The sequence below is a fragment of the Pseudomonas serbica genome (assembly GCF_028823535.1).
Classification (GTDB): Bacteria; Pseudomonadota; Gammaproteobacteria; order Pseudomonadales; family Pseudomonadaceae; genus Aquipseudomonas; species Aquipseudomonas serbica.
In genome coordinates, this window is record NZ_JAQIYM010000015.1 from 89,461 (window position 1) to 115,166 (window position 25,706).

29 protein-coding genes and 1 pseudogene are annotated in these 25,706 nt (G+C 61.0%); 23 read left to right on the forward strand and 7 right to left on the reverse strand.

Translation table 11 applies throughout. From position 1 onward, the window contains the following. Positions 1–10: 10 nt before the first annotated feature. The 19 genes from NQL71_RS23710 to NQL71_RS23800 all read left to right on the forward strand — a co-directional run bounded on the left by NQL71_RS23710 (position 11) and on the right by NQL71_RS23800 (position 15,993). Positions 11–619: a phage tail terminator protein gene (locus NQL71_RS23710; protein ID WP_274643414.1), complete on the forward strand. Its 609-nt coding sequence runs from the start codon at positions 11–13 to the stop codon at positions 617–619. Continuing rightward, positions 616–828 carry a DUF2635 domain-containing protein gene (locus NQL71_RS23715; RefSeq protein WP_274643415.1) on the forward strand — a complete coding sequence of 71 codons (213 nt, stop codon included), beginning with the start codon at positions 616–618 and terminating at the stop codon, positions 826–828. Before NQL71_RS23710 ends, NQL71_RS23715 begins: the two co-directional genes overlap by 4 nt. Then, a complete protein-coding gene (locus NQL71_RS23720) occupies positions 825–2,309 on the forward strand; it encodes a phage tail sheath subtilisin-like domain-containing protein (RefSeq protein WP_274643416.1) in 1,485 nt (494 codons plus the stop codon). Before NQL71_RS23715 ends, NQL71_RS23720 begins: the two co-directional genes overlap by 4 nt. 54 nt (positions 2,310–2,363) lie before the next feature. Next, positions 2,364–2,711 (forward strand): phage tail tube protein, encoded by a 348-nt coding sequence (locus NQL71_RS23725; RefSeq protein ID WP_274643417.1) that lies wholly within the window; start codon positions 2,364–2,366, stop codon positions 2,709–2,711. Further along, positions 2,708–3,034, forward strand: coding sequence for a phage tail assembly protein (locus NQL71_RS23730; RefSeq protein WP_274643418.1), 327 nt, complete (start codon positions 2,708–2,710; stop codon positions 3,032–3,034). The genes NQL71_RS23725 and NQL71_RS23730 overlap by 4 nt, the downstream gene beginning before the upstream one ends. A 131-nt stretch (positions 3,035–3,165) precedes the next feature. After that, positions 3,166–5,241: a phage tail tape measure protein gene (locus NQL71_RS23735; protein WP_274643419.1), complete on the forward strand. Its 2,076-nt coding sequence runs from the start codon at positions 3,166–3,168 to the stop codon at positions 5,239–5,241. Beyond that, positions 5,238–6,569, forward strand: coding sequence for a DNA circularization protein (locus NQL71_RS23740; protein WP_274643420.1), 1,332 nt, complete (start codon positions 5,238–5,240; stop codon positions 6,567–6,569). Before NQL71_RS23735 ends, NQL71_RS23740 begins: the two co-directional genes overlap by 4 nt. Before the next feature lie 2 nt (positions 6,570–6,571). After that, entirely contained in the window at positions 6,572–7,681 is a 1,110-nt protein-coding gene (locus NQL71_RS23745; protein WP_274643421.1) for a phage baseplate assembly protein, read from the forward strand. Continuing rightward, complete coding sequence (locus tag NQL71_RS23750) at positions 7,678–8,193, forward strand: phage baseplate assembly protein V (protein ID WP_274643422.1); 516 nt, start codon at positions 7,678–7,680, stop codon at positions 8,191–8,193. The genes NQL71_RS23745 and NQL71_RS23750 overlap by 4 nt, the downstream gene beginning before the upstream one ends. Then, positions 8,190–8,576: a phage GP46 family protein gene (locus NQL71_RS23755; protein ID WP_274643423.1), complete on the forward strand. Its 387-nt coding sequence runs from the start codon at positions 8,190–8,192 to the stop codon at positions 8,574–8,576. The genes NQL71_RS23750 and NQL71_RS23755 overlap by 4 nt, the downstream gene beginning before the upstream one ends. Next, positions 8,566–9,609: a baseplate J/gp47 family protein gene (locus NQL71_RS23760; RefSeq protein WP_274643424.1), complete on the forward strand. Its 1,044-nt coding sequence runs from the start codon at positions 8,566–8,568 to the stop codon at positions 9,607–9,609. The genes NQL71_RS23755 and NQL71_RS23760 overlap by 11 nt, the downstream gene beginning before the upstream one ends. Next, complete coding sequence (locus NQL71_RS23765; RefSeq protein WP_274643425.1) at positions 9,600–10,244, forward strand: YmfQ family protein; 645 nt, start codon at positions 9,600–9,602, stop codon at positions 10,242–10,244. Before NQL71_RS23760 ends, NQL71_RS23765 begins: the two co-directional genes overlap by 10 nt. A 2-nt stretch (positions 10,245–10,246) precedes the next feature. Further along, positions 10,247–11,152, forward strand: a complete 906-nt coding sequence (locus tag NQL71_RS23770) for a hypothetical protein (RefSeq protein WP_274643426.1) — start codon at positions 10,247–10,249, stop codon at positions 11,150–11,152. Beyond that, on the forward strand, positions 11,153–11,650 hold the full coding sequence (locus tag NQL71_RS23775) for a tail fiber assembly protein (RefSeq protein WP_274643427.1): 498 nt from the start codon (positions 11,153–11,155) through the stop codon (positions 11,648–11,650). 78 nt (positions 11,651–11,728) lie between these two features. Continuing rightward, entirely contained in the window at positions 11,729–13,810 is a 2,082-nt protein-coding gene (locus NQL71_RS23780; RefSeq protein ID WP_274643428.1) for a hypothetical protein, read from the forward strand. A gap of 11 nt (positions 13,811–13,821) precedes the next feature. Beyond that, positions 13,822–14,592 carry a hypothetical protein gene (locus NQL71_RS23785; protein ID WP_274643429.1) on the forward strand — a complete coding sequence of 257 codons (771 nt, stop codon included), beginning with the start codon at positions 13,822–13,824 and terminating at the stop codon, positions 14,590–14,592. Positions 14,593–14,673: 81 nt separating this feature from the next. Next, positions 14,674–15,099 (forward strand): cell wall hydrolase, encoded by a 426-nt coding sequence (locus NQL71_RS23790; RefSeq protein WP_274643430.1) that lies wholly within the window; start codon positions 14,674–14,676, stop codon positions 15,097–15,099. Positions 15,100–15,188: 89 nt separating this feature from the next. Beyond that, positions 15,189–15,629: a hypothetical protein gene (locus NQL71_RS23795; protein ID WP_274643431.1), complete on the forward strand. Its 441-nt coding sequence runs from the start codon at positions 15,189–15,191 to the stop codon at positions 15,627–15,629. 133 nt (positions 15,630–15,762) lie between these two features. Continuing rightward, entirely contained in the window at positions 15,763–15,993 is a 231-nt protein-coding gene (locus NQL71_RS23800) for a hypothetical protein (RefSeq protein WP_274643432.1), read from the forward strand. Here NQL71_RS23800 and NQL71_RS23805 read toward each other — a convergent pair. After that, the gene (locus NQL71_RS23805) at positions 15,990–16,679 is read right to left on the reverse strand and encodes an SOS response-associated peptidase family protein (RefSeq protein WP_274643433.1); all 690 of its coding nucleotides are present in this window, start codon (positions 16,677–16,679) and stop codon (positions 15,990–15,992) included. The genes NQL71_RS23800 and NQL71_RS23805 overlap by 4 nt on opposite strands. Positions 16,680–16,681: 2 nt before the next feature. Continuing rightward, positions 16,682–17,002: a hypothetical protein gene (locus tag NQL71_RS23810; RefSeq protein WP_274643434.1), complete on the reverse strand. Its 321-nt coding sequence runs from the start codon at positions 17,000–17,002 to the stop codon at positions 16,682–16,684. Between the two features lie 532 nt (positions 17,003–17,534). On the opposite strand from NQL71_RS23810, the gene NQL71_RS23815 reads away from it, so the two are divergent. Further along, positions 17,535–18,986, forward strand: coding sequence for a DUF1254 domain-containing protein (locus NQL71_RS23815; RefSeq protein ID WP_274643453.1), 1,452 nt, complete (start codon positions 17,535–17,537; stop codon positions 18,984–18,986). Positions 18,987–19,056: 70 nt separating this feature from the next. Then, positions 19,057–19,414 (forward strand): annotated as a pseudogene (locus NQL71_RS23820) (IS3 family transposase); the annotation flags it as partial. On the opposite strand, the gene NQL71_RS23825 reads toward NQL71_RS23820, so the two are convergent. From NQL71_RS23825 to NQL71_RS23835, 3 genes are all read right to left on the reverse strand, one after another. After that, positions 19,411–19,752, reverse strand: a complete 342-nt coding sequence (locus NQL71_RS23825) for a helix-turn-helix domain-containing protein (protein WP_274643435.1) — start codon at positions 19,750–19,752, stop codon at positions 19,411–19,413. The pseudogene NQL71_RS23820 and the gene NQL71_RS23825 overlap by 4 nt on opposite strands. Before the next feature lie 128 nt (positions 19,753–19,880). Continuing rightward, on the reverse strand, positions 19,881–20,090 hold the full coding sequence (locus tag NQL71_RS23830; RefSeq protein WP_274643436.1) for a hypothetical protein: 210 nt from the start codon (positions 20,088–20,090) through the stop codon (positions 19,881–19,883). A gap of 644 nt (positions 20,091–20,734) precedes the next feature. Then, a complete protein-coding gene (locus NQL71_RS23835; RefSeq protein ID WP_046815515.1) occupies positions 20,735–20,998 on the reverse strand; it encodes a hypothetical protein in 264 nt (87 codons plus the stop codon). A gap of 106 nt (positions 20,999–21,104) precedes the next feature. Between NQL71_RS23835 and NQL71_RS23840 the strand changes: the two genes are divergently transcribed. Beyond that, positions 21,105–21,407: a hypothetical protein gene (locus tag NQL71_RS23840; protein ID WP_316252127.1), complete on the forward strand. Its 303-nt coding sequence runs from the start codon at positions 21,105–21,107 to the stop codon at positions 21,405–21,407. Positions 21,408–21,437: 30 nt separating this feature from the next. Here NQL71_RS23840 and NQL71_RS23845 read toward each other — a convergent pair whose 3' ends face one another. Continuing rightward, positions 21,438–23,795, reverse strand: coding sequence for an ELM1/GtrOC1 family putative glycosyltransferase (locus tag NQL71_RS23845; RefSeq protein WP_166619485.1), 2,358 nt, complete (start codon positions 23,793–23,795; stop codon positions 21,438–21,440). A gap of 212 nt (positions 23,796–24,007) precedes the next feature. Here NQL71_RS23845 and NQL71_RS23850 point away from each other — a divergent pair, with 212 nt between their 5' ends. Next, positions 24,008–24,817, forward strand: coding sequence for a phosphocholine cytidylyltransferase family protein (locus NQL71_RS23850; RefSeq protein WP_077182915.1), 810 nt, complete (start codon positions 24,008–24,010; stop codon positions 24,815–24,817). Here NQL71_RS23850 and NQL71_RS23855 read toward each other — a convergent pair. After that, positions 24,793–25,641 (reverse strand): metallophosphoesterase family protein, encoded by an 849-nt coding sequence (locus tag NQL71_RS23855; RefSeq protein ID WP_077182916.1) that lies wholly within the window; start codon positions 25,639–25,641, stop codon positions 24,793–24,795. The two genes, NQL71_RS23850 and NQL71_RS23855, sit on opposite strands and share 25 nt — an antisense overlap. Between the last annotated feature and the right edge of the window lie 65 nt (positions 25,642–25,706).

The window sequence follows — 25,706 nt, forward strand, 5'->3', positions numbered from 1 at the left end:
GGACACTTCTATGAAACTGAACCCGATCGTTGCTCACTTGCGAGTGACGTGCCCGTCTTTTGCCGGCCGAGTTTCCGGCGGCATCGACTGGGATGCAGTCGTTGAAAGTGCCCACCTGGCTCTCCCTGCTGCTTACGTCATTGCCACTGCTGACGCTGCGAGCTCGAGCAAAGCGCAGAACATGGTGATCCAGGACATCACTGATCAATTCAATGTGGTGATTGTTCTGGAAGCCTCTGACGAGCGGGGGCAGGCGGACAACGACATTTTGCACGATCTCCGCGCCGAGCTCTGGCGGGCCTTGGTTGGCTGGATACCTTCCGCTGAGTACGACCCCATTGAATATGGCAAAGGCGCGCTTCTACATATCAGTCGTGCCCGAGTGGTTTACCAGTTCACGTTCTTTTCCGAGTTCCAACTTGGTCGCAATCGTGACGATGAGCCTGCCGAAACCTGGCAAGAGTTCGAACTCGATGGTCTGCCCGGGTTCACAGGTGTCGATTTCAACGTGGACTTTATCGACCCGGCTGACCCCAACCTGCAGCGTCCTGGCCCCGATGGTCGAGTCGAGGCGACTTTCTCCGTTGAACTACCGCAACCCACTGAGGACTCTCCATGAGCCGCATGACTGTGTACCCGGCCGCGGGCCGAGTGGTGCCCGACCCTGAAGCCGGCGGCAACTTGCCCGCGGACGGACGTGATGTCCCGCGTGATGCGTATTGGCTGCGCCGCCTGCAGGACCAGGACGTCACCCGCGACGCGCCGAAAAAGGCCAAGGCCACCCCAAACCCTCCGGCTCCGGCCACCACTGGGAGCGCTGAAGAATGACCATCAGCTTTAACACCATCCCCAGCGATCTACGCGTGCCGCTGTTCTACGCTGAGGTCGACAATTCGCAGGCCAACAGCGGCGGTTCGAGCATGCCGCGGCTCATCGTGGCGCAGGTCAATGACGACGCCACCGCCACGGAAATTGGCCAACTGACCCTGGTGTCGAGCCTGGGCCTGGCCAGGAGCATCGGCGGTAATGGCTCGATGCTCGCGCAGATGTATGACACCTGGCGCCGCAACGATCCAGCGGGCGAGGTCTGGTGCCTGCCGATCAAGGCCACCGGCACCAAGGCATCTGGCACAGTGACCATCACTGGCACGGCCACCGCCGGTGGCGAACTGAACCTGTATGTCGGTGGCAGTCGTGTGCGCGCGACCGTGGCCAAGGGCGCCACCCCGACCGCGGCGGCCGCGGCGTTGGCGGCGGCGGTGAATGCCGCCGGACTGGCGGTGACCGCAGTGGCGGCCGTCGGCGTGGTGACGCTGACCTGCAAATGGTCGGGTCTGAGCGGTAATGACCTGGCGCTGCAGCTCAATCGCCTGGGCCGTAACAACGGCGAAGCCACGCCAGCCGGCCTGACCGCCGTGGTGGCGCCGATGACCGGGGGTGTGGGCACGCCCGACGTCGCGGCGGCCTTGGCCAGCCTCGGCGACGAGCCGTTCGAGTTCATCTGTGCGCCGTGGGCCGATGCCACTTCGTTGGATGCCTGGAAAGCCTTCATGGACGATTCCAGCGGTCGCTGGAGCTGGGCCAAGCAGCTTTATGGGCATGTCTACACCGCCCAGCGCGGCACCCTCGGCGAATTGGTTGCCTTGAGTGCATCGCGCAACGATCAGCACGCGACGATTCACGGCTTTGAGGCGGCCTGCCCCGATCCGGTATGGAATGTGGCGGCGGCCTACGCGGCGCGCACCGCGGTGTTCATCTCGGCCGACCCGGCACGGCCGACGCAAACCGGCGAATTGGCCGGCATCACCCCGGCCCCGGCCGGTGCGCGCTTCACCTTGACCGAACGGCAGTCGCTGTTGAACCGCGGCATTGCCACGGCCTACTTCGGCGGTGGTGCGCAGCGCATCGAGCGGGCGATTACCAGCTACCAGTTCAACGCCTTCGGCCAGGCCGACGATTCCTGCCTGGACAGCGAGACACTGCACCAGTCGGCGTTTGTCATCGGCTACCTGAAGTCGCGGGTCACCAGCAAATATGGCCGGCACAAGTTGGCCAATGACGGCACGCGCTTCGGTGCTGGCCAGGCCATCGTCACGCCGAACGTGATTCGCGCGGAAATGATCGCCGGCTACTACGCGCTGGAGCAGCTGGGCATTGTTGAGAACGCCGAGGCTTTCGCGGCCAATCTGATCGTGGAGCGCTCGGCCACCAACCCGAACCGGCTCAACGTGTTATATCCGCCGGACCTGGTCAATCAGCTGCGGATCTTCGCGCTGCAGTATCAATTCCGCCTGCAGTACGCGGTCTGATCCAACCAAGGTTTATAGCTCGCCGCGTGCGGGCTTTTTTGTAGGAGAGAGGCCATGGGCCAGAAAGTTGCGGGCACCGTTTACATCAAGGCAAACGGGGTTCAGTTCACCGTCACCGGTGGCGTGGAAGTGCTGCTGGGTGACAAAAAACGCGAGTCGGTGGCGCCGGGCTTTTTCAAGGAAGAAGACCTGGTGCCGTTTGTGAAGGCCACCATTGTCGATGCGCCGGACCTACCGATCAAAGAAATCATGGCCGACACCGATGCGACGATCACCGTCGAGTTCAAAAACGGCCGCGTCTACGTGTTGTCGGGCGCCTACGTGGTGGACGAGCCGACTGCGAAGGGCGATGACGGCACCATTGACATTCAATGGGACGGCAACAAAGGAGGTTTCCAATGAGCGAAGTGGAAGAAGGCCAAGTAAAGGAAGCGAAGCCCTACCAATTGGCCGCGCCGATTCAGGCGCATGACCAGGAAGTGCTGGAAGTCACCCTGCGCCGGCCGACGGTGGCCGAGGTGCGCGCGATCAAGGCGCTGCCTTACAAGATCGACAAAAACGAAGAGGTCACCCTCGACATGGAGGTGGCGGCCAAATACATCGCGGTCTGTGCCGGGATTCCATCACCGTCGGTGAACCAGCTGGACCTCTACGACTTGAACAACCTGGGCTGGGCTGTGACGGGTTTTTTCATGACTGCGGCATCGAAGACGTCGAAGGCCTGATCGCCGTGGTGTATGACCTGGCTTTCTTCTGGAAGGTCGGGCCCGAGCAGATGATGGCGCTGCCGCTGGATACGTTTGCCGAGTCGTTGGCGAACGCCCAGCGCATTAATCAAATTCCGCAGGGGTAGGGTATGGCCGACAAGTTTCAACTCAAGGCGCTGATCACCGGTGTCGACAAGCTGTCGCCGACCCTGGCCGGTATCCGCAAAAACGTCGCCGGTTTTCGCAAGGGGCTGGAGCGTACGGGGCTGGGCAAGATTGGCTTTAGCGACATCGTGACCGGGGGGGCTTTGGCCGCCCCGTTCATTGCCGGCGCGGCGGCCGCGATTCAGTTCGAGACGGCCATGGCTGACGTGAAGAAGGTGGTCAACTTCGACACCCCGGTGCAGTTCAAGCAGATGGGCGACGACATTGGCAAGCTGTCCGAGCGCCTGCCCATGGCCGCCAATGACATCGCCAAGATTGTGGCGGCCGGTGGGCAGTCGGGCATTGCCCGTGAGGAACTGTTGGGCTTTGCCGAGGCGGCGGTGAAGATGGGCATTGCCTTCGACCAGACCGCCGACGAGTCGGGCGACATGATGGCGAAGTGGCGCACCTCGTTCAAACTGACCCAGGGCGATGTGGAAACGCTCGCGGACAAGATCAACTACCTGGGCAACACCGGCCCGGCCAACACCAAGCAGATTTCCGACATCGTCACCCGCATCGGCCCGTTGGGCGAGATTGCCGGTCTGGCCTCCGGGCAGATCGCGGCGCTCGGCGCGACCATGGCGGGCGTCGGCGTGGAGCAGGATGTAGCGGCCACCGGCATCAAGAACTTCATGCTGGCCATGACCAAAGGCTCGGCGGCAACAAAGGATCAGGCGCTGGCCTTCAAAGCCTTGCGCCTGGATTCCAAGGTGGTGGCCAAGGCCATGCAGACCGATGCGCAGGGGGCGGTGCTGGGCATCCTCGACCGCATCAAGCGCGTCGACAAGGACAAGCAGGCGGGGTTGCTCTCGGAACTGTTTGGCACCGAGTCGATCACCGCGATCGCGCCGCTGTTGACCAATCTGGATCTGCTCAAAGGCAACCTGCAAAAGGTCGCGGATGCGCAGAAATACAGCGGCTCGATGGAAAACGAGTACGCCTCGCGCGCGGCGACCACAGCCAACAACCTGCAGCTGTTGCGCAATGCCGTGGCCAGTGTGGCGCGGGCCGTCGGCAGTGCCTTGCTGCCGGGAATCAATGCGGTGGTCGAAGGCCTGCGGCCGATGATGTCCGGGATCGCGGACTTGATTCAGCACAACCCGCAGTTGGTCAAAGGCATCGCCATGGCGGCCGGTGCCTTCACTGCGCTGCGCATTGCCGTGTTCGCGGCCACTGTGGCCACCCGGGTTCTGGGTGTCGCGTTTGCCGCCACTCCGGTGGGCATCATCGCCGTGGGCATCGCCGCTGCGGCGGGGCTGATCGTGGCCAATTGGGAAACTGTTGGGCCGTTTTTCACCGCGTTGTGGGAGCTGATCAAGGCGCTGGCCACTCCCTTTATGGAGTTCATGAAGGGCGTGTTTGATTGGTCGCCGCTGGGCCTGATCGTCAAACATTGGTCACCGATTACCGCCTTTTTCAAAGGCTTGTGGGAGGGCGTCAAACCTTACCTGCAACCGATCCTGAGCATGTTTGGGATGGAGGACGGTGGGGTCGGCCTCACCGCCAAAGTTGCCGGTTATGCCGACGAGCAACGCCAGCGCAATGCCGGTGCCGGGGGCGGGTCTGGGGCGTTCCTGCATGCCAATGCGGTGAGCTTGGCGAACATCCAGCAGAACGAACGCAATCTGACCCAGGCCGGATTCGTGCCGGGGCAACTGTTACGCCCGCCGGGACTGTCGGCGCCGGGTGCGTTCGTGCAAGCCAAGGCGGCGAGTTTTGCGAGCAATCCGCCAAACGAACGCAATCTGACCCAGCCGGGCCTCGCGCCGGGGCAGCTATTGCGTCCGCCGGGGCTGCCGGCGCCGGGTGCTTTGCTGCAGCCGCGACTGCCGGAGCCGGGTGCCTTGCTCCAGCCCACCCTGGCGAATAACCGCACTCAGCTTGACGGTGCGTTGGTGGTGCGTTTTGAAGGCGCACCGCCCGGTGTCCGGGTCGATCCGGGCACGAGCAATCAACCGGGGCTGTCGATCACGCCGCAAGTGGGCTACCGCTCGCTCTCAGGGAGTAAGCCGCAATGACTGAATGGCGCGACCGTAAACAAGGCGCCTCCTTTCGGGGGGTGCCGTTCCTAGTGGATACCGACAGCGTGCCTGTCGGTCGGCGGACTCAGTTGCATGAGTTCCCGCAGCGCGATCAACCCTTTGTCGAAGACCTGGGGCGGCGCACTCGGCACTACAAGTTCACCGGGTTTGTCGCCGGGGATGATTGCCTGGCGCAACGCGATCGTCTGCTGACCGCGCTGGACAAGCCCGGTTCGGGCGAGCTGGTGCATCCCTGGTTCGGCCGCATGACCGTTACAGCCGGTGAGTGTGAGGTGTCGCATGCGCGCAATGAGCTGGGCATGGTGCGCTTCAACCTGGAGTTTATCGACGGCATGCTGGCCTTCCCGGTGCAATCGCCGAACACTCGCCGGCAACTGGCGGCCCAGGCGCCGAGCCTGCTGACCTCGATCAAGGGCCGCTTCAACGCGGCGATGGCGCCGGTTGATCTGGCGCGGCAGCGTGCCAGCGCGGTGCGCTCGGCGCTGTCGGGCGCCTTGGGCTTTGCCTTGAGGTTCCTGCAGCCGGCTTCGTCCTTGGGCACCGACCTCAACGGCCTGGTGTCCTCGCTGCTGAATGGGCCGGGGGCGTTTGCCGATAGTCTGCTGGCGGGGATTACCGGCCTGGCGCGCTCGTTCGGCGGTTATGGCGCCGGTGGTTCCAGCGGGTCTTCCAGTGACACCGGCGCGAGCAGCTCCAGCGGCGCGGTCGTCGGTACCGGCGCGAGCAGTTCGTTCCCGGCCAGCAGTGCCAAGGCGGCGGCGGTGGCGGCGTTATCGGCCGAGGCACCGGCCACCGATGACGCGGAGGTGGCGGTGATCCAAGCCGCGGTGATTGCCCTGGTGCAGGACGCGGCACTGCTGGATGTGCTGCTGGACATGGCCGAGGTGCCGGTGGCGATCCTGCCGGGCGTCAGCGCACCGGCGGCCCTGGACGTGCAACTGGCGGAACAAGGCGCGACGGTGGCCGCTGGTGCCGCGGTCGAGACGGCGGTGCCGGTCGCCGAGGACGTGCTGGCCGTGCGTGACACGATCAGCGAGGCGATGTGGTCGGTGGCGGGCGAAAGTCAGCCGGATCACTTCGGCGCGCTCAGCGAGGCCCGCCAGGCCTTGGACCGGCACTTAACGGAGGTGGCGCGCAGCGGCGTGGGCCTGCGCACCTATGCCCCGGCCGAAACCATGTCAGCCCTGGTGCTGGCCCATGCGCTGTATGGCGATGCCTTGCGCGGCGGGGAAATTGTCGCGCGTAACCGGGTGCAGCATCCGGGCTTTGTCCCGGCCACTGAACTGCAAGTAGCGAAGGCCTGACCATGGATCAGCTGAATAACGTCACCCTGAGCGTGGGCGGGCACGACTACGGCGGCTGGAAAGCCGTCAGCATCGGTGCCGGCCTGGAACGTCAGGCGCGCGACTTCACCCTGGGCATCACCTGGCGCTGGCCGGGCGGCGGTGAGGTGCCGGTGCGGATTCGCCAGGGCGAGGCGGTAGAGGTGCGCATTGGCCAGGAGCTGCTGTTGACCGGTTATGTGTTCAGCACGCCGATTCGCTACGACAGTGAGTCGGTCACCCTGAGCATCAGCGGGCGTTCGCGCACCGCGGATCTGGTGGATTGCGCCGCGGTCAATCAGCCGGGGCAGTGGCGCGGACAAAACGTGCAACAGATCATCACCGCGCTGGCCGGCGAATACGGGATCGCGGTGGTCAATGAGGCGGCGCTGACCCTGGGCGTGGAAGACCACACCATCGAGCCGGGCGAGACGGCGTTTGAAAGCATCGACCGGCTGTTGACTCTGTCGCGGCTGTTCAGCACCGACGATGGCCAGGGCCGCCTGGTGATTGCCAAACCGGGCAGCGCCGGGCGTGCGGTCGATACCCTGGAGCTGGGCAAGAACCTGCTGTCGGGTGACACCAATCTGGACTTTTCCGGGGTGTTTTCCGAGTACATCAGCAAGGGCCAGCGCAGCGGCTCTGACGTCATTTATGGCGCGCAGGCCAACGAGGTCGAGGCGCGGATCTCCGACGCGCGGATCGAGCGCCGGCGGGTCAAGGTCATTCAGCAATCCGGGCAACTGACCGCCAAGCTGGCCCGTGAGCGGGTCGAGTGGGAACGGGCCAGCGCGGTCGGCAAGGCCTTGGCGGTCAACTATGTGGTCCAGGGCTGGCGGCAAAGCAACGGCGCGCTGTGGCGGCACAACATGCTGGTGCGCGTAGTCGATCCGTTGATCGGGCTGGACCGCGACATGCTGATCAGTGAAATCAGCTACGAGCTGAGCGAGCAGGGCACCACGGCCAAGATCAGCGTGGCCCCGCCCGAGGCCTTTCTGCCGGAGCCGAACGACGCCTACGAGAAACGCAAGGCGAAGAAGGGCAAGAAGACCGACAACTTTGAATACCTCATTCCAGCGGACTACAAACCATGAGAAACGGCATAGCGAACATGCTGGCGCGCGGGGCGGTGGCCTTGGGCAACTCGGCCAGCAAACTGCAAAGCCTGCAGCTGCGGCTGTTGGCCGGCGAGGTCAAAGACAACATGGAGCACCTGGAGCCTTATGGCTTCACCGCCTGCCCCAAAGAGGGGGCCGAGGCGCTGGCGGCCTTCATCGGTGGCGACCGTAGCCACGGCGTGGTGATCGTGGTGGCGGACCGGCGCTTTCGCCTGCAGGGGCTGAAGCCGGGCGAGGTGTCCCTGTACACCGACGAAGGCGATTTCATTCATTTCAAGCGTGACCGTGTGATCGAGGTGGAGACCATGACACTCAAGGTCAAGGCGCACACGGCAGTGGAATTCGATACGCCGCTGATCAAAACGACGGGCCGCATCGAGTCGCAGGGCGATCAGGTCGCCGCCGGCGTCAGCCAGATCGAGCACTCACACGGCGGTGTGCAACGGGGCACCGATCAAAGCGGGCCGCCGCTGGGGGGTGGCGCATGAGTCGTGAGGATCTGTTGCGCCGCGCCGTGACCATCAGCCTGTTCACCTGGCGCCGTGCCGGCCCGGATGACGCGGTCGACGACAGCGACCGCAAGGGGTGGTGGGGCGACTGCCTGCCCTCGGTGGTCGGCGACCAGATCGGCTCGCGCCTGTGGTTGTTGGCGCGCCGCACGCTGGTCGCGCAGACGCTGCAGGATGCCCAGGCTTACGCCGAAGAGGCGCTGGCCTGGCTGCTTGATGACGGCATTGTCACGGCCGTGGGCGTTACGCCCGAACGCCGCGGCACCGACCGGATGAACTTGCGGGTGACGCTGACCGAACAGAGCGGCGACACCCTGGAGCTGGACTTTGAGAACACCTGGGGGCTGATCAATGCCGTATGACATTCCAACGCTGCCGGCGCTGACCCAGCGCACCGAGGCCGATTTCGAACGCAATGCCCCGGATGCCCTGCGCCGCGCCGATGCCAAGGTGGCGGCCCGTGCGCTGAGCGGTACCGCCTTCGAGCTATACGGCTATCAAGGCTACATTGCGCGCCAGTCCAACCCGGCGACCTGTGATGAGGAGATGCTGTTGCGCTGGGCAGATTGGCGCCTGGAGGACGGGCGCACCCCGGCCGTGGCGGCCAGGGGCTTGGCCACGGTGACCGGCTCCAGCGGCGCCCTGGTCGACGCCGACCAGCTCTATCAATTGCCGGACGGCCGGCGCTACCGGGTCACCGCCGCGGTCACCCTGATGGACGGGGTGGCCAGCCTGGCACTGGAGGCCGAGGACGTCGGCGCCCTGGGCAATGTCGCCGCCGGTACCTTGACCGGGGTGACGCCGGTGCTGGGGGTCAACTCCAGTGCGGTGATCGGCGCCGATGGCCTGGTCGGCGGCGCCGAACTAGAAAGCGTGGAAGCCTTGCGCGTGCGGGTGCAAGCCGCGTTCAAAAACCCCAGCAAGGTCGGCAACGGCGACGACTATATCGAATGGGCCAAGGAGGTTCCTGGCGTTACTCGCGCCTGGGCTCTGCCGCGCTGGATGGGGCCGGGCACGTTTGGCCTGGTCTTTGTCCGCGATGGCGATCTCGACCTTATCCCGACGCCGGCGCAGGTCGCCGAGGTTCAGGCCTACCTGGACAAAAAACGCCCGGTGACCGCCGAGGTGTATGCCATTGCCCCGGTCGCGCGGCCGATCAATTTCAGCATCCGCCTGGTACCGGACAGCACCGCCCTGCGCGCGGCGGTGACGCAGGCGCTGCGCGGGTTGACCGTTGACGAAGGCGGGTCGAATCAGACCCTGAAAATCACCCATGTGCGGGCGGCGATCAGCAACACCCCTGGGGAAACCGACCATGTGTTGAGTGTGCCGGCGGGTGATGTGGTGATGGCGGCGAATGAGGTGGCGGTGCCGGGGGTGATGACATGGCTATGACCGAGGCGGACTACGTCGACAAGCTGCGGCAGATGCTGCCGCCGGGCCCGGCCTTCGATCTGGAGCTGGAGCCGGATTGGGTGCAACTGGTGGCCGCGTTGGCCCCGGAGCTGGCGCGGATCGAGGCCGGTGGCGAGGCCTTGTTGCTGGAGTTGAATCCGGCCACGGCCACTGCGCTGTTGCCGGACTGGGAGGGCTACCTCGGCTTGCCCGATGTCTGCACCGTGCCCGGCTCGCAAAGCCTGGAAGAGCGCCGGCAGGCGGTGGTCGACAAGCTGACCGCGACCGGGGCCCCGCAGCTGAGCTACTACCTCAAGCTGGCCCGGCAGGTCGGGATCACGACCACCATTGAAGAATTCCGGCCGGCCCGGGTCGGGCCCACCAATGCCGGCGATTTTCTCTATGGCGATGGCTGGCCCTGGGGCTGGATCGCGGCGGCGCCGCTGGAGGTTTACGGCACCCCGGCGGCGGCCGCGTTGGATTGCCGCCTGCAGCGTGATGCCCCGCAATACACCGATGTGGTGCTGGCTTATGGCCGGGCGCAGGTCGACGACATCGTGCTCAAGGTCGATCAGTTGTTCACTGCCCTTCATTACACCCTTCCGGCCGCCATCGCAGGAATCGAGGATCTTTAAACATGCAGAGAATTTCAGCCTGGTCTGACCTGGTCACGCCGGCCGGGGGCTTTCGTTATGGCTCGCTGACGCTCGGGGTGCCCCCGACGCCGTTGAGTGCCGAATGGTTGAACATGGTTCAGGCAGAGCTGGTCAACTTCATTCTGGCGTACCTGCCGGCGCTGGACGTCGAGGACGACGAGCAGTTGTTAAAGGCCGCCCGGGAAATGATCTCCAACTTGGCGGTGAAGGCCACGACCCTGGCCGGATACGGCATCCTCGATGCCTACACCAAAAACCAGACCGATTTCCTGCTGTCCGGCAAAGCCAATTGGGGCATTACCCTGTCGGCCTACGGCATTGGCGATGCTTATACCAAGACGGTGATCGATGCGGCGCTGGCGACCAAGGCCAACAAAGCGACGACCTTGGCGGGCTACGGTATTGGGGACGCCTATCGAAATGTCGATGTCGATTTTTTGCTGTCCAGCAAAGCCAACAACGCGATTTCGCTGGCGGGCTATGGCATCGGCGATGCCTACACCAAAACGACTACCGACGGCTTGCTGGCTGGCAAAGCCAATTGGGGCAGCACCCTGGCGGCCTACGGCATCGGTGATGCCTACACCAAGGCGACCATCGATGCGGCGCTGGCGGGTCTTTGGAACGATGCCAATGCCACGCCAAAAGCCATCATTGCTCAAGCCTCGGCCGCGGTCGGTGGGGTCGGCACCTATGCGCTGATGACCAACCGCAGCGGCGGGGCGCTCAGTCCTGGGCAGGTCGTCGCCGGCGGCAGTCTGACGTATGCCAACACCGAAGACGTCGTGCAAAGCGGCGGCGCGGCGTCGGGCACCTGGCGGTGCATGGGCGTCGCTACGGCGAATCCGAACGACCAAGGTACCACCCTTTTCTTAAGGATCTCTTAAATGCTGACTGTGGAATCTGCCAGCGAGCCCAGCTGGAACTTCGAGCGCACCGCCATCACCCTGCTGGTGGTGTTCGAGGAACACGCCGCCACCCTGGGCGCCATTCCGTTCACCGCCTCGCCCGAGGATAGCGAAGCGTATGGCCGCGAGCTGTTTGCGCGTGCCGTGGCGCTGGAGTTCGGGCCGATCCTGGAGCCGGAGACCCCCGCGCTGGCACAGGCCGCGCTGCTGACCCGCGCGCGTCTTAGCGCCCTGGCGACTTCGACCATCAGCACGCTACAGCCCGCGCTGGAGACCTTGCAGGATGCCGTGCGCCTGGGCCTGGCTACTGACCAGGAGGCGGCCTCGCTGCCGCTCAAGCAGGCCGAACTGGACGCCTGGCGCAGCTACCGGGTGTACCTGTCGCGGATCGAAACGCAACCCGGCTATCCGGGCAGCATCGAGTGGCCGGTGGCCCCGGCGGTGCCGTTTGAAGAGATTGCGCCCGTCACGGACTGACCGGCGGCGGCCATCGCCCTTTTATGATTTCCCCTGACCCGCTTCGGCGGGTTTTTTGTTGTCTGGAGCAAAGAAAACATGACCGATATTGCAGCGCTGGAGAGCTACGCCGGGACGTTGTCGGAAGCGGCGCAGCGTTCTGAGGCCGCGTCGTTGATGCAGCACGAATTGATGAACGGGGATGCGCACACCGATGTGCTGACCGAGTCCGGTCCGGTGCCGACCCTGGCCAAGCAGGCGCGCTTGTACAGCGAGGCCATCCCGGATGCGGTGGTGGAACTCAGCGCGCAGATGACGGATGGAAAGATTCACCCCAGCGAAGCGGCGGGGCGCCTGGCGGTGGCGGACCTGGCCTACTTTTACGTCAAGAGCAGCAACCCGCTGATCAGCCGTTCGCTGTACCAGCGGATCAACGCTGACACCTCGGTGCATGTCGTCGATGACGCCAGTGCGGCGTCGATGGCGGAGCTGCATGCAACGGTGAACCAATTGGACGCGGCCGCCGGGGCCCGGTTCTTCGTGGCCGATCCGGCGGGCTTTGGCACCTTTATGCAAGACGCCGACGGTGGCTTCGGTTCGGCCGAGGCCTACATGGGGGCCGACGCAATAGAGAACCAGAAGGCCCGCATCGAAACCACCGACAGCGCTGACTTTCAGATGATGGACGAGGTCGGCTTTGTCTCGATGGAAATGGTCGATGGCGTGCTGCGCTCGCCGGCCTTTTCCGGTGAGGGTAGCGGCGGTGTGGATCAACTGGAGCGCCTGCAGATTGGACAGCGCAATGCGGCCAACCTGGCGGCGTCGGCGGCCGTGCGCGGCGACTTCAACAGTGAAGTGCAGCGAGCGGTGGCGAAATACAACCATTTCCTGATGTACGGGCAGAGCCTGTCGACCGCCTATGAGGGCTGGCCGGCACTGTCGAAGATCGCCAAAGATGGCTCGCTGATGTATGGCGACTGCGCCCGTCCGGCCTCCGGCGCAGCGGCGACCTTCGCCCCGTTGGGCGGCGCGGCCCTCAAACCCTTGAAGTCGGTGGTGCAGGTCGCCGGTGGCGGCTCGATCCTCTCCGATGCGGACGTGGCGGCCCTGGCGCCCGGCGCGGCGAACGAAGGCGAGGGGCCAGAAGTGGGCGCGGTGAATTTTGCCCGGCACCTGTTTTTGCAGCACCACGGGTTGGCCAAGGATGATTCGCGGCTGTTCGTGGCCTCCAGCGCCGGGGTGGCGGGGCGCTCCATTGAACAACTGAGCAAGGGCGCATCGCCGGAGTTGTATCAGCGCCTGCTGCAGGCGGCGCAAGGGGTCAAGACGATTGCCGCCGCCGAGTCCGCCAGCTACTGCGTGCCGGCGATTTTCTGGATGCAGGGCGAGTGGAACTACACCACGGCCTATGGCGGTGATACGACCAAGGCCGGCTACAAGGCCAAGCTCAAAGCGCAGGCCGAGATCTGGAAGGCCGACATTGCCCTGGGCGTGGCCGGCCAGGCGAGCCCGCCGGCGATCATTACCTACCAGGCCGGCGCCGGTTATACCTCCGACAGCAACGACCTGGCCATTGGCATGGCGCAGTGGGAGTTGAGCGAGGAGGAGCGCAATTGGTTCATGGCCACGCCGATCTACCCCTACACGGACAAGGGTGGCCACCTCGACTCTAACGGTTATCGCTGGGTCGGCATGCAACTGGGCAAGGTGTTGCACCGGGTGGTCACCCTGGGGCAGGACTGGAAGCCGCTGTCGCCGCGTCGCCTGACCCTGAGCGGGCGCCAGGTGCTGATTGATTTTCATGTGCCGTGCCCGCCGCTGGTGTTCGATCAGCCGTATGTGCTGCTGGCCGGTACCGACTACGCGGACAAGGGCTTTCGTGTGCTGGATGACTTGGGCGCCGTGCCGATTGCCTCGGTGGCGATTGCCGCAGACACCGTGGTCGAACTGGTGTTGGGCCGCGATACCTTCGGCGTGGTGAAGGTCCAGTACGCGAGCAAAACCGTCAGCAATGGCAACGGCAATCTGCGCGACAGTGACGGCACGGTCGCCTGCGAGAACTACGTCTATCAAGCCGGCAGCGGCCAGTACGCCGGGGCCAATATCCTCGCGCTGGTGGACCGGCCGTATCCGCTGCACAACTGGTGCATCGCCTTCAGCTTAACCCCTGAACTCATTTAAGGAATCTGTTCATGAGCGGTCTTCGCTTCGTTGTAAAAGGTGCCGACTTCTCGGCCAAGGCAATCAACTACGTGCCCCCGGTCCCGCTGGGTCTGGAGTACCTGAACTTCTTCGGCGGCGCGGCCAACCTGGCGCGCAACCTGGCGCCGGGCAAGCCAGCGGGTCAGGTGGTCGGTGCGCCCGCGTTCACCGACAAGAGCATGACGGCGACGCAGATGTCGAAATACATTCAGACCGCGGTGCCGCAGACCGATGAAATGACCATCATGGTCGTCGCCAAGGGGCCGGCCGACGATGTCGACAGCCATCTGGTGTCCAACTACTACAGCACGCGCGTGGGTGGCGTGGGCATCGCGGCGGGCGTTTCGGTGATGACCCGGCCGGCTTCACCGGTGGTCGATGGCATGGCACGGGAAACGTTAGCCTGGTCGCATTGGGATGGTGTGTCGTCGCCGACCGTGCTGTATTCCATCTACATGCCGAGCCGTCCCGTGTCGGAGCTCAAGACCGTGGCCGCGACCATCAGCAAGGCCACGCGGATCGGCACGATCTACAACAAGACAGCGGGTTTGGTGAATAGCAGCTCTCCGATCCCGGACGGTAAGACCCCCGACCTCGGTGGGCCGTTACGCATTGGCTCCGCCTATGTAACCGTGGCCGGCAGCCTGCCGTCAGAAATCTTCTTTGTGGCGATCTGGAGCCGGGTACTGAGCGTCGAGGAAATGGACGTCATGCATGCCGCGGTCAAGAGCTATTACGCCCCGCGCGGCATGCTGGTATAAGCCTTCGGCCGCCATGGCCTGGGGGATTGAAACGCTGAAACGCCGGCCGAGTGGCCGGTTTTTTTACGCTTGGAGAATTGTATGAACGCCACCGAAAAAGACCGCGATATTTTTGCCCGCACCCTGTGGGGTGAGGCCCGGGGCGAGTCACTGGCCGGCCAGATCGCCGTGGCCTGGACCATTCGAAATCGCGTGAACGACGGCAAGGCAAGGTCTTGGTGGGGTGAGGGCTATGCGGGGGTGTGTCAGAAACCGTATCAGTTCAGCTGCTGGAATAAGAGCGACCCGAACTACGCCTACTTGTCTGGTGCAAAACAGATCCCATTCCGAGAGTTTGCCCAAGCGCAAATTGCCGCAGACCAAGTAATGGGAGAAAAGCTCCCAGATCCCACTGGTGGTGCAACCCATTACTATGCGGCGAAAATGCCAAAGCCGCCGGCGTGGGCGTTGGGAGCGCAGCGAACCCTAAAGCTAGGGGGGCACATTTTCTTCAAAAACGTGCCGTAAATCATACTGTTCCTTGCCAATCAAAAGCCGCACACAGTTATCGGTGGGTGCTATATTCCACTGTCAAAAAAAATAATTATGGAGCGCTTATGAAATTTATTGATATTGCCGAAGGCGGTAAAGTCGGCGAGTTAAATTTGACAAAAAATATCCTTGTTGTTGACGACATTTCTAAAATCGAGACCTTTGTAGGGGTGGGTAAAAATGGCGAGGTCACGACGCTCACCGCTGACGGCAACGAGGTCCACACCCCTGAGTCTTATGCAAAAAAGCTTAAAAATGATAGATCAGAGTTTTTCAGTGAAATCGCAAAAATACGTACCGCTATTGACTCGATAACTGATGATTTGGCAAAGCAAAAGATCAAGAATGCTCTCCGACAAGCGGAGGCTCAGCCTCTAAATCAAGAAGGCGAACACCAAGTCAAAAAGATTTTTTTCGAAGTATTAAAGACCGCTAAAGACATAGGTGCGGCAGTATTGGCGAATTGCATTACCACTTATCTTGGGTATGACCCAACTTTAAGATGACAAGGGTAAAATACGCTACGGGATCGGGCTCGATAGCGAACGCTGTCGAAAGGCATGCAAAGCTGCTCACATCGGCAGTCACACGACTCTTCCCGCTATCCTGTAGCCGATCTTCAAATGACACGGTGTCGAAATGGACGGCGTAGAGCTAAGCCCAAAGATTGAGCGCGAAGCCGACAAGCTTCTTGCTCAGATCGCCCAGGCGGATTCGATGATTGTTGCGGTGAAAGCCGGTGCACGCGCTGAGGGCTTTGTTCTCGGCTTGGAATCAGCCCGCGGTTTGAGTGAAGCAACCATTGATCGGCTCTACGTGATCTTCGATACCGCGACAGAAGAGCGGCTGAGATCGTTGGCCGCAACTTAGAACAAGCCGCTTTCCTCAGCTGGCTTTATAAGGTCGGGGCCCTGATTCCGCACATTGCCAATTGCGTGATCCACTTTGAACCACTCGAACGCCTCGGTGGGCTCGCCCTGGAGCATCACCATTTGTTCAGCGCGCTCCTTTGGCGTGGCGGGGTCAAGCCATTCTCTGGCCAGCTCAGGTAATAGCGTCACGGGTCGGCGGTCGTGGATATCGACCATGCCGCCAGCGCTGTCGGCGGTGATGATGACGAAGCCGTCATGCTCGCTCGGCTCAGCGTTCGGGTATTGGCCGATCGCTGCACACAGAATTGGCGCCCGGTCCCGGCGGCGGATCAGATACGGCTGCTTCTTTGGTCCGCCTTCGTCCACCCATTCAAACCAGTTGTTAATGGCGATGATTGCTCGGTGGGGCCAAATAGCCCGAAAAAAAGGACCGTGGGCGACGTTCTCTACCCTGGCATTGATCGGAGCTGCGCGGCCCTTGGCCCAATGCGGGCGCCATCCCCATCGAACCATATCGGCGTGCAGGTATTTCCCTTCCTGGTGAAAGATGGCGAGCTGGGTTGTCGGGGCGGCGTTGTACCGCTCGAAAGGCCGGTCACCGGTGCTGTTCACCAGAGGGTTGGGCATGCTGAGTGCCGCCACGAAGTCGTGGATGCAATCGTATTGGGAAAGTCGTCCGCACATGTTCAACCTCTTTGATTGCCCGCTTGTAACTCATTAATGATCCGTTCCTTTTGATCAAGGACCATTGTCAGGCTCCGGATCTGGCCAAGCTGGTCGGTGGTTTCCGCCTCCAGGTTCGCCATCCATACACCCTTCTTTTGGAGTTCGGCTGACAGCTGGTCGTTCATTTCGACAAGGGTGGAAATGTTTTCCTTTGCCACCTGCAGCTGACGCTTCAGATCTTTGACGTCTTCCTCGAGCATGCTTGCGTAATGCTTGACGGTTTCCAGTCTGGTCGGACTGCCGAGCCAATCGTTGGTGTCTTCAATTTCGTAGGGGGCCAAGATAGCGCCTTGCTAATACTGTTTTCATATACAGTAAGTAACTCTTGAAAATTTCGCGAGTCCGCTCCGACGAGGGGAGGTTGCAAGTGGTGCGCCCCTTATTTCGCGGCAGGAATGACCACCATTGGATCGGTGATGGCTACTGCCTTTCACGACCTGCCGAAACCGGACCCATAGCAGTCGCAGGCAGTCCTCATGAATGATATCGGACACACATCAGTAGTTTTCTGACTGTTCGCCTTTAGCTCGTAAGGGGATGCCGGCTTATTGTGATCTACACTACTTGGGCGTGTGGATGGGGGCATGCCAGTCGATCCGTAAAAACCTTGTCTGGCTATCGTGTATCAGGCGAGTTCGACAACGCCTAAATTCAAGCCCTGACCGCCAACACGACTTGGCGCTACTGAGAAAAATCCAAGAGCGTTTCATGTGTCATGCATGGTATCTAACCGACGGCATGAAAACTCACGACGCCAGCTTGCACTAAACCAACGAGGTGAAAATGAACAGGAAGTCAAACCGGGGCTGGACGATGGCTGCGGCACTCGTCGTAGTGGGTTCAACGTTATTTGCTGGGTGTGCGAGCAAGAACGATCCGATTACACAGGCAAACAAGGCCGATGTGACCAAGGGCGTACCCGCACCAAGTCTCGAGCAGACCAAGGCGATCGCCGAGGAAGGTTTCATCTACGGCTTGCCGCTGGTGATGAACTACGCCGTGATGCACGAATATGCAGTCGACAAGGGCGGCCCGCAATACAAGGCGCCGTTCAACCAGATCAAGAACGAGCCTCGCGTCTTCACCTACCAAGATACGGCCATCATCACTCCGAATAGCGACACCCCGTACTCATTTGTCTGGCTGGACCTGCGCGCGGAGCCGATGGTTATCTCGGTGCCGGCAGTGGACAAGCGGCGTTACTACTCGGTGCAGATGATCGACGGCAACACTTACAACTACGGTTACATCGGCAGCCGTGCCACCGGCAACGAAGCGGGCGACTACATGGTGGTCGGTCCCGATTGGAAAGGCGCGCCCCCTCCCGGTATCAAAAAAGTCTTCACCTCGACCACCCCCTTTGCCGTGAGCGCCATTCGGACTCAGCTCTACAATGCCAAGGACATGCCGAATGTCGAGAAGGTGCAAGCGGGCTATAAGGTCCAGCCTCTCTCCGCCTTCCTCCATCAACCCGCGCCGCCCACTGCGCCGAAGATTGATTTCGTGCCGGCTACGACGGAAGGCATCAAGGCCAACTTCTACGAGTACTTGTCGGCCGCGATGGAGTATGTGCCGCCATCGGCCGACGACCAGGAGATCCGGGCCAAGCTGGCGAGCATTGGGGTGGGACCTGGTCGCACCTTCGAATTTAAGGACCTCTCGCTCGAGCACAAGGCCGTGGTCCTGCTCGGGATGAAGGCCGGTGACGAGAAGGTCGACAAGTTCCTCGCGAGCGGGACGAAGATAATCAACGGCTGGAACGTAGGCGCGTACTTCGGCGACCAGACGTTCTACAAGGCCGACTGGCTGAAGCGTGCTGGTGCTGCGAAAGGCGGCCTTTACGGCAACGACGCCGTCGAGGCGATGTATCCCAACACGCGCACCGACGGCACCGGCCAGACGCTGGATACTAGCAAACGCAAGTACACGCTGACTTTCCCGACCGGCAAACTGCCGCCAGTCAATGCCTTCTGGTCAGTGACCATGTACGACGGCAAGAGCCAGCTGCTGGTCAAGAATCCGCTCAACCGTTACCTGATCAATTCGCCGATGCTGTCGGCGATGAAGAAAAACACGGATGGTTCACTGACGCTGTACATCCAGAAAGACTCCCCCGGCAAGACTAAGGAGGCAAACTGGTTGCCCGCGCCTGACGACACTGTCTTTCTGGTAATGCGCCTCTATTGGCCAAAGACCGCCCCCCCTTCAATTCTTCCCGCTGGCGAAGGCAGCTGGCAGCCACCGGCGCTGGTGGTATCGAAGTAGTGCGACCCATTGCTGACACGTAGGTCGGTGTCGGCCAGTGCTACCTTTTTTGCCAATAGCAGCCGATCCTGAAGGGCTGCTATTGGCGGTTTGGAGGCGAACCGAAGCAGGAGGTGATGATTCACTCTGATCAGGGCAGCCAGTAAAACAGCTCTGATTGGCGCAGTTTTTTAAAGGCCAACAACCTGGTCGCCAGCATGAGCCGTCGAGGAAACTGCCACGACAATGCCGTAGCTGAGAGCTTCTTCCAGCTGCTGAAACGGGAACGGATCAAGCGGAAAATTTACACCACACGACAGGACGCTCGTGGTGATGTATTCGATTACATCGAGATGTTTTACAACTCGAAGCGTCGTCATGTTTTCAACAATCAGCTGTCGCCGTTAGAGTTTGAAATGCGTTACACAGCAAGCTTGGAGAGTGTCTAGAAAACTGGGGGCGATTCAGACGGTGTGTAAGTTGTTGTGGCTCTCATAGCCAACCCTAGTTGAAGTCCGAATTCCTTTAATATAGCGTCAACGGTAGCGATGGTCGGATTTCCCTTGTCGCTTTCTATCAGATACAAGGCTTTAATCGACATGTTGCACATGGTGGCAAAGGTGGCTTGGTCGAAACCAGTCACCTCAAGTCGTAGTCGGCGAATAGAAGTCCCTAGGGTTTCATTTCCCCTATCATGCTGCAGCATGATGTCTTCAATCAGTTTCTTGCGAAGTTCTGGTGTTATCGCTTTCACGGACTGAATGTCACCGGCGACGAAATTCTTCAACTTTTTGACTCCCTTGAGTATCAGCTCAGGCAATTCAGGCCAAAGGAATAGGCACACCTGCATCCACCCCCGTCTTAGCGAACTCATGGACCATGGCCGACTTTTTCAACAGGATCGGCCGATTGCAGTCACTCCGGTGTCATTAAAACCGCGAGCGTCAACTTGATGAACTCTTCATTTTTATCAATGGTGTCCAACGCCCCGCGGACGTTATCTGCGATTTCGGCAGCGCCGCGCTGCTCGACCCAGTTCGAAAGCTCCAAGATGGCTGCTTCCAGGGCGAGCTGGTTTTCATTGATCTTGAACAGCAGGGAAGGGATTAGGTCTGAGTTTGGCATCGCGAAATCCTCCGTGGAGATTTCAGCGTAGCACCGGAGGGTCGGGGGGATGCCGGGTCGTAGGGTTCAGAAAAGCAAAGCCCCGTAGGTTCGCGGCTCCGGGGCTTCTATTTTCGCCCGCATCCCTTAATGCCTGGCGAACGTGGCGGCGAGAATACCAGCGTTGAAGCGGTGACTCACTACTGCGATAGGGGGATTGTGTTCAGTCGGCAGGAGGCCGGGGGGGGGGCCGAAAAGGCGTGCGTGACTTTTGCGTGACTTTCTCACGCACCTTTAAGCACTACTGGGCATTCGGTTGCAGCGAGCGCCAATGATTACGGCCAAAACAAAGGGTCTTGCATGGGGCCTGCGTGCATGGGGTGCTAGGGGTCGAGTGTTCGAATCACTCCGTCCCGACCATTATTCCTGAGTAAAATCAGACACTTGAGCCGATCAGCTAGATCGGCTTTTTTGTGTCTGCGCAAAACCCGCACAAAACCCGCGCAAAACTGGCGCAAGACTTCCTCGTGGCCACGCGGGTCGTTATTGTTCACGCCCCGCTCGCATGAGCTGCAAGATTCTGCCCGTCTTATCTGGCTTTTTTGTCTAAGTAATAGCGCTGGGATTTACCGTTCGTCAGGGCTCACGCACGATCAGCAAATTGATCAGTCGATGAAGTAGCCCATAAAAACGACAGGTTTTTCATGCGACCACCAATCCTCGATTTGCCGAATGGGCGTGAGCTCGCAAATGAACTTGATCTTGCAATCGAGCAGATGATGGCCATCCCGATCGGGCTCATTGGTGGCGCAGAGTGGCTGGCGGCTACCACCAGGCAGCAGCAAGCCTTCCAAAAGTGGCGAGAGTATCTTCAGCACATGGCCGATGGGCGAGTACGTGTCGAGCCATTGAAGGTCGCCTGAAGTCATGGCGCCTTGTATATGAGCCAGGGCAAGTAGAGCGGGGTTGAGCGTCGACTTGACGGCCCCGCCGGCAGACCACCCTCATCGCTGTATCCGCTACGGTCGAATGGGTATGAACTATCTTCCTCACGCCACACTCAACCACCCGAGTGACAACTGTTTCTCGATGGCGGTGTGCTCCGCCCAGGGTAAAGACATGGCATCTATCGACGACTTCAGGATGAAATCACACGAACTCTTGTTAGAACTTGATGCCTCCACCATGGGAATGATGATGCTTGTGTCATCCCGGTGTGTTTCGGGACCTGAATGGGAAATTGCCACCAAGCGGCAGCACGACGCCTATCAGTGCTGGGATGCCTTCATGAATGCCCCGCTCGCAATCGTTGGCGATAATTCCCCGCCCGCTATCTGAGCTTTTCATTCACAGTAGCGCCGCTATTGTTCAGCCTGACGGTTTTTCGCCGATGATCAAATCGCGAATGGCGTTAATGGCTCGTTCGCGGGCGCTTGCCAGCAATTGTGGAGAAAGGCTGGGTGGCTGCATCAGCCCTTCTGACAAGGGCATCACGCCCAGTGCGATGTGCGCCTGCTCGAATTGTCGTTCTCGTCTTATCAAGCCGCCCGACACCAGTTTGAAATAGAATCGGCTGAAGCCCTCCTGTTGCTTGGGCGTGCCACGTACGCCCGTTGTCCGGTCGATAACGCCCAGTCGTTGTTCCAGGGCGTGGCGAAGTCGGGCTTTGCCATTGCGTTTGATGGGCAATGGAAACACCGCAACCGGACGCCCGGTCATGCAAGCCTCTGTCAGCATTGAAAGGCTGTCGCCGGTGACGATAAAGCCATCCGCCAGCGCGAGAAATGCAGGATAAGGGTTGTCTTGCGTCTCACCGAATCGATACGACCAGCAGGGAACGTCAATGCCAGACAGCAACGCATCGGTGGTTGTTGCAGATGAGCGCGGGCTGGTTGAAAGCAGAATCGAGCCGCCCAAGGCCTTGACCGTAGCATTGGCTTCACGGCCGAGGCGAACCTCTGCATCCGCGTCCATGCAATAGGGCGAGGCACTCGCTCCCACGAGGACGGCGATCCAGGGGCGAGGCAGGGAAGTGAAGCGCTGTCGCCAAAGCTCCAGTTGCGCCTGATCCAGCGTGCGCGGGTTCATGTACGGGGCAGGGAGGTCCACGACGTTGTCCGCCAGGGCAAGCCCGTATTGCGGAGTCGACAGGACCAGGTCGAAGCGCCACAACGGGACCTGGGCTCGTCCCACATGGGCCAGTTGCGTCGTACCCTTGGAGCGATGCTTGATCCATTGGGCAACCTGGGCGCAACGCCGTCCCGCACTCAAGACCAGGTCTGGCCAGGGCGCGCTCAGGCCCGGTACTGGCCGTCTGGGCAACCGGGTGCCCAGCAGGGCGTCGAGCAGATAAGGGCGGGGGGGAACGGTTATGCGTTTGCATTCGTAGGGCCAGCCCAGCGCGTCGGCCATGGCAATCAGCTGTGCGTTGTCGCCTGCGTGATTGCTCAGCAGCACCCAGACCTTGGGGCTATCGGCGGTCTTGAGCCGCAACGCATAGTCGGCGACGAAGCGCTGCGTACGACCTTTTTCATCCTCGCAGTCGAGCTGCCAGCAACGATCCGGATAGCGCCGCGCAATGCGTCGCAGGAGTCGGCGCCAGCCGCTGACAGCGCTGGTCATCGAACCATCGCCACTGAGCCTGGCCTGAATGTAAAGCAAGCGAGTGGCCAGGCTGAACAGGCGATCGATGACCCAGGGCAGGTCTTCCGCAGGCAGCTTTTCAAGACCCTGGGCTGCGATGAAATCCTGAGGGGGTAAATCGCTTTGGCGCAATTGGTCGATATCGAACTGCCTGACCACCGGGCCCTGTGCCTGCGTTTGTTGCCATGGCCCGATCAGCCCGAGCTTCGCACACTGCAGCTTACGACTGAGCAGCTGGACATCTTGCGGGATCAGCGCCGGTTGCGAGGTGACTTCCCGGCGGGAGTGGACGAACCGAGGACTGGGCTGTGCTGCCGTGTAGAGCTCATACCCGCTCGCGTCTGCCGCCTCCTCCAGGCTGAGGAAAATTTCCGCGAAGGGATGGATCTGATAGCTGTATTGGGCGGGAAGGGGTCTCCAGGGTTGTAGATGCAGCGTTGTGTAATGCAGCAATCGGGATTCGCCGTGTTTGTATTCCAGATCCCGGGCGTGCCAGATGGCATCCAGTGTCCCGAAGCAGCCCGGTATGTCGGCTGCCAGCGCGTGCAGCTTTTTTTTGCTGGTCGTGGTGGCGGCTTTCATGTTCCAGCAGCCGTGCATGCGCTCGCAGTCGATGAGCATGACGGCCGTTTCCCTGGGGGCAAGCGCCAGGTAGCCGTGCTCGCCCATCGGTTGGTCGAACAGAGGGGCCGGGTCGGCGGTATAAAGCTGATCGACGTCGTTATACAGCGCGCGACCGTGGCGCCCCGCCAGGTCCGGGATAGCGAAGCGATAATTGGTGAAGCCGGTACGCCAGCCCGCCTGGGCGAATCCGGGCAGGCCCGTCATCCGGTAAATCTCATAACGCCGGTCCGGGTTTCGCACTTGCTCCAGGGCAAAGACAAACATGCGCTCGGCTCGGTATTGAGCAGGTTCGGTACCCAGGAATATGCGCACGGGGGGAGCGTGCGAGGCTCCGGCTCGGGCTGCCAGGACGATCGGCTCGATGTGGGGAATCGCGACGTGTTCGCCGATGTCCCCTGAGGCGACGGGGTCGCAGCTATCGAGGCTTGGGGATGACTGTGCTGAACCCTCCAAGCGCATGAGCGTTTTCCTCGGAAAATTAATCTCCACAGCATAGAGCGAAATACGAGAAGTCGAGGATAAGTTTTGCGTACGGTATTTTTTGAATCGAGGCGATGGGCGGGGGTCTAAAGTTTCAACCGAGCGAATAGATTGTTCTAGTCTACCCACCAAGTCTTTAAATGATCGCAGGGTCCTGCTAGTTCAAATCCTTAAATAGGAGCCCGGGAAAAATGGGTCTATTCGAACAACGCACCCGTACAACTGCAATTCTATTAAGCGCCGGACAAGGACGACGGCTTCTTCCCTATACGACGAACTCCCCCAAGTGCCTGATCGAGGTCGGTGGGCAGCGAGTCATAGAATGGCAGATCGATGCCCTGATGGCTGCCGGGATAAGCCGGATCACCGTGGTGATCGGCTATGGGGCAGAGCAGGTGGAACGGGTATTGAACGACCGTTACGGGCCAGGCGTCATTTCCACGATTTACAACCCGTTCTTTGAGGTTGCCGATAACCTGGCCAGTTGCTGGATGGCTCGCCAGATCATGCATGACGATTTCATCCTGCTCAATGGCGATACGCTATTTGACCAGCCAGTCCTGGAGCGACTGCTTGATGCGCCTCCCAGGACAATTACCCTCGCGGTCGACAGGAAATCGGCTTACGACAGCGATGATATGAAAGTCCAACTCATCGGTGACCGGATCAGCGCCATCAGTAAACTGATTCCGCTCGATTATGTCGACGGGGAGTCTATTGGCATGATGCATTTCCAGGCAGGCGGAGGGCCGCTGTTTCGACGTGCGCTGGAAGACAGCATGCGCCGCCCTGAAGCCTTGCAAATGTGGTACTTGAGCATCATCGATTACCTTGCAGGGACTACCGGACAGGTTTTCGCACAGTCAATCGAAGGGTTGGGCTGGGTGGAGTTGGATTATCCTGCCGACCTCCGGGCAGCGCACGCACTGGTCAGGCCTTGGGCAGACCGTAAGCCTGGCACGGAACTGCACCTTGCTCAGGGCGATAAACCAGGGGCCTGACGAAGGGACGAGGGCAGCGGACAGTCACAATGAAATTCGGCGCTGCGCTCAAAGGCGGCACGGGAGAAGCAATACTCCCAGCGCTCGATGGTGACTTGCCTTATTCGTTTGTCCAGATAGATTCGATTGAACGAATTGGGGGCATTGCCGCGAATACGTGACGACAGGGTCGTTCCCGCCTGAACCCCCCAGATTTCCCTGGCCAGTCCGGCATATTGCTTGCTGAGTGCCTGCACATAGGGAAGATGTATATGCCCTCCCATCACCAGGTCGAGCCCTGACGAGGCCCAGCACTCCAGTGCAGCCCTTGCACCCCTCTGCAGATTGCGCCGGTCGGAGGCGACGATCGAGCCGAACGGTTGATGAGCGACGACGATGCGCAGTTTTTGCGGATCGCACCGCTGCAGCCGCTCAGCCACTTCCTCGACTTGGCGGGCAGTGACCTTGCCGTCTTTGCGGCGGGCAGGGTGGGTTGTATTCAAGCCGATGATCAATGCATCGTCATTCTCGAAAATGGGTGCGAGATTGCCGTCGATGTACCGGTGGTAATTCCCGTAGGGTGAAAACAGGCGCGCGAGCAGGTTGTACAGGGGGATATCGTGGTTGCCGGGTATCGACAGGACTTGCGGTACTCCGTAGTCCTTGATGCGCTTGATGAATGCCTGCGCCGAGGCAAACTGCCCGCGTCTGGCGCGTTGCGTGATGTCCCCTGAAAAAACCACCAGGTCGGCGCCATGGGCCTTGACGTGCATTTCGAAGGCTTGCATGACGGGGAGCTGTTCTGTGCCGAAATGCGTATCGGAAATATGCAGAAGTCTGGTCATCGTTGCTGGAAATCCTGCCTCTATTCATGGGTTGCCGCTGTTGTCCGCGTTGGCGAGGAGCAACG

Excerpts from the sequence above, each read along its gene's own strand:
- NQL71_RS23725 (WP_274643417.1), top strand. The coding sequence starts at position 2,364 with ATGGGCCAGAAAGTTGCGGGCACCGTTTACATCAAGGCAAACGGGGTT.
- NQL71_RS23855 (WP_077182916.1), bottom strand. The coding sequence starts at position 25,641 with ATGACCAGACTTCTGCATATTTCCGATACGCATTTCGGCACAGAACAG.
- NQL71_RS23835 (WP_046815515.1), bottom strand. The coding sequence starts at position 20,998 with ATGACTTCAGGCGACCTTCAATGGCTCGACACGTACTCGCCCATCGGC.
- NQL71_RS23785 (WP_274643429.1), top strand. The coding sequence starts at position 13,822 with ATGAGCGGTCTTCGCTTCGTTGTAAAAGGTGCCGACTTCTCGGCCAAG.
- NQL71_RS23805 (WP_274643433.1), bottom strand. The coding sequence starts at position 16,679 with ATGTGCGGACGACTTTCCCAATACGATTGCATCCACGACTTCGTGGCG.
- NQL71_RS23740 (WP_274643420.1), top strand. The coding sequence starts at position 5,238 with ATGACTGAATGGCGCGACCGTAAACAAGGCGCCTCCTTTCGGGGGGTG.
- NQL71_RS23730 (WP_274643418.1), top strand. The coding sequence starts at position 2,708 with ATGAGCGAAGTGGAAGAAGGCCAAGTAAAGGAAGCGAAGCCCTACCAA.
- NQL71_RS23770 (WP_274643426.1), top strand. The coding sequence starts at position 10,247 with ATGCAGAGAATTTCAGCCTGGTCTGACCTGGTCACGCCGGCCGGGGGC.
- NQL71_RS23850 (WP_077182915.1), top strand. The coding sequence starts at position 24,008 with ATGGGTCTATTCGAACAACGCACCCGTACAACTGCAATTCTATTAAGC.
- NQL71_RS23750 (WP_274643422.1), top strand. The coding sequence starts at position 7,678 with ATGAGAAACGGCATAGCGAACATGCTGGCGCGCGGGGCGGTGGCCTTG.
- NQL71_RS23755 (WP_274643423.1), top strand. The coding sequence starts at position 8,190 with ATGAGTCGTGAGGATCTGTTGCGCCGCGCCGTGACCATCAGCCTGTTC.
- NQL71_RS23760 (WP_274643424.1), top strand. The coding sequence starts at position 8,566 with ATGCCGTATGACATTCCAACGCTGCCGGCGCTGACCCAGCGCACCGAG.
- NQL71_RS23800 (WP_274643432.1), top strand. The coding sequence starts at position 15,763 with ATGGACGGCGTAGAGCTAAGCCCAAAGATTGAGCGCGAAGCCGACAAG.
- NQL71_RS23795 (WP_274643431.1), top strand. The coding sequence starts at position 15,189 with ATGAAATTTATTGATATTGCCGAAGGCGGTAAAGTCGGCGAGTTAAAT.
- NQL71_RS23765 (WP_274643425.1), top strand. The coding sequence starts at position 9,600 with ATGGCTATGACCGAGGCGGACTACGTCGACAAGCTGCGGCAGATGCTG.
- NQL71_RS23840 (WP_316252127.1), top strand. The coding sequence starts at position 21,105 with ATGAACTATCTTCCTCACGCCACACTCAACCACCCGAGTGACAACTGT.
- NQL71_RS23775 (WP_274643427.1), top strand. The coding sequence starts at position 11,153 with ATGCTGACTGTGGAATCTGCCAGCGAGCCCAGCTGGAACTTCGAGCGC.
- NQL71_RS23790 (WP_274643430.1), top strand. The coding sequence starts at position 14,674 with ATGAACGCCACCGAAAAAGACCGCGATATTTTTGCCCGCACCCTGTGG.
- NQL71_RS23815 (WP_274643453.1), top strand. The coding sequence starts at position 17,535 with ATGGCTGCGGCACTCGTCGTAGTGGGTTCAACGTTATTTGCTGGGTGT.
- NQL71_RS23745 (WP_274643421.1), top strand. The coding sequence starts at position 6,572 with ATGGATCAGCTGAATAACGTCACCCTGAGCGTGGGCGGGCACGACTAC.
- NQL71_RS23735 (WP_274643419.1), top strand. The coding sequence starts at position 3,166 with ATGGCCGACAAGTTTCAACTCAAGGCGCTGATCACCGGTGTCGACAAG.
- NQL71_RS23845 (WP_166619485.1), bottom strand. The coding sequence starts at position 23,795 with ATGCGCTTGGAGGGTTCAGCACAGTCATCCCCAAGCCTCGATAGCTGC.
- NQL71_RS23720 (WP_274643416.1), top strand. The coding sequence starts at position 825 with ATGACCATCAGCTTTAACACCATCCCCAGCGATCTACGCGTGCCGCTG.
- NQL71_RS23830 (WP_274643436.1), bottom strand. The coding sequence starts at position 20,090 with ATGCCAAACTCAGACCTAATCCCTTCCCTGCTGTTCAAGATCAATGAA.
- NQL71_RS23715 (WP_274643415.1), top strand. The coding sequence starts at position 616 with ATGAGCCGCATGACTGTGTACCCGGCCGCGGGCCGAGTGGTGCCCGAC.
- NQL71_RS23780 (WP_274643428.1), top strand. The coding sequence starts at position 11,729 with ATGACCGATATTGCAGCGCTGGAGAGCTACGCCGGGACGTTGTCGGAA.
- NQL71_RS23710 (WP_274643414.1), top strand. The coding sequence starts at position 11 with ATGAAACTGAACCCGATCGTTGCTCACTTGCGAGTGACGTGCCCGTCT.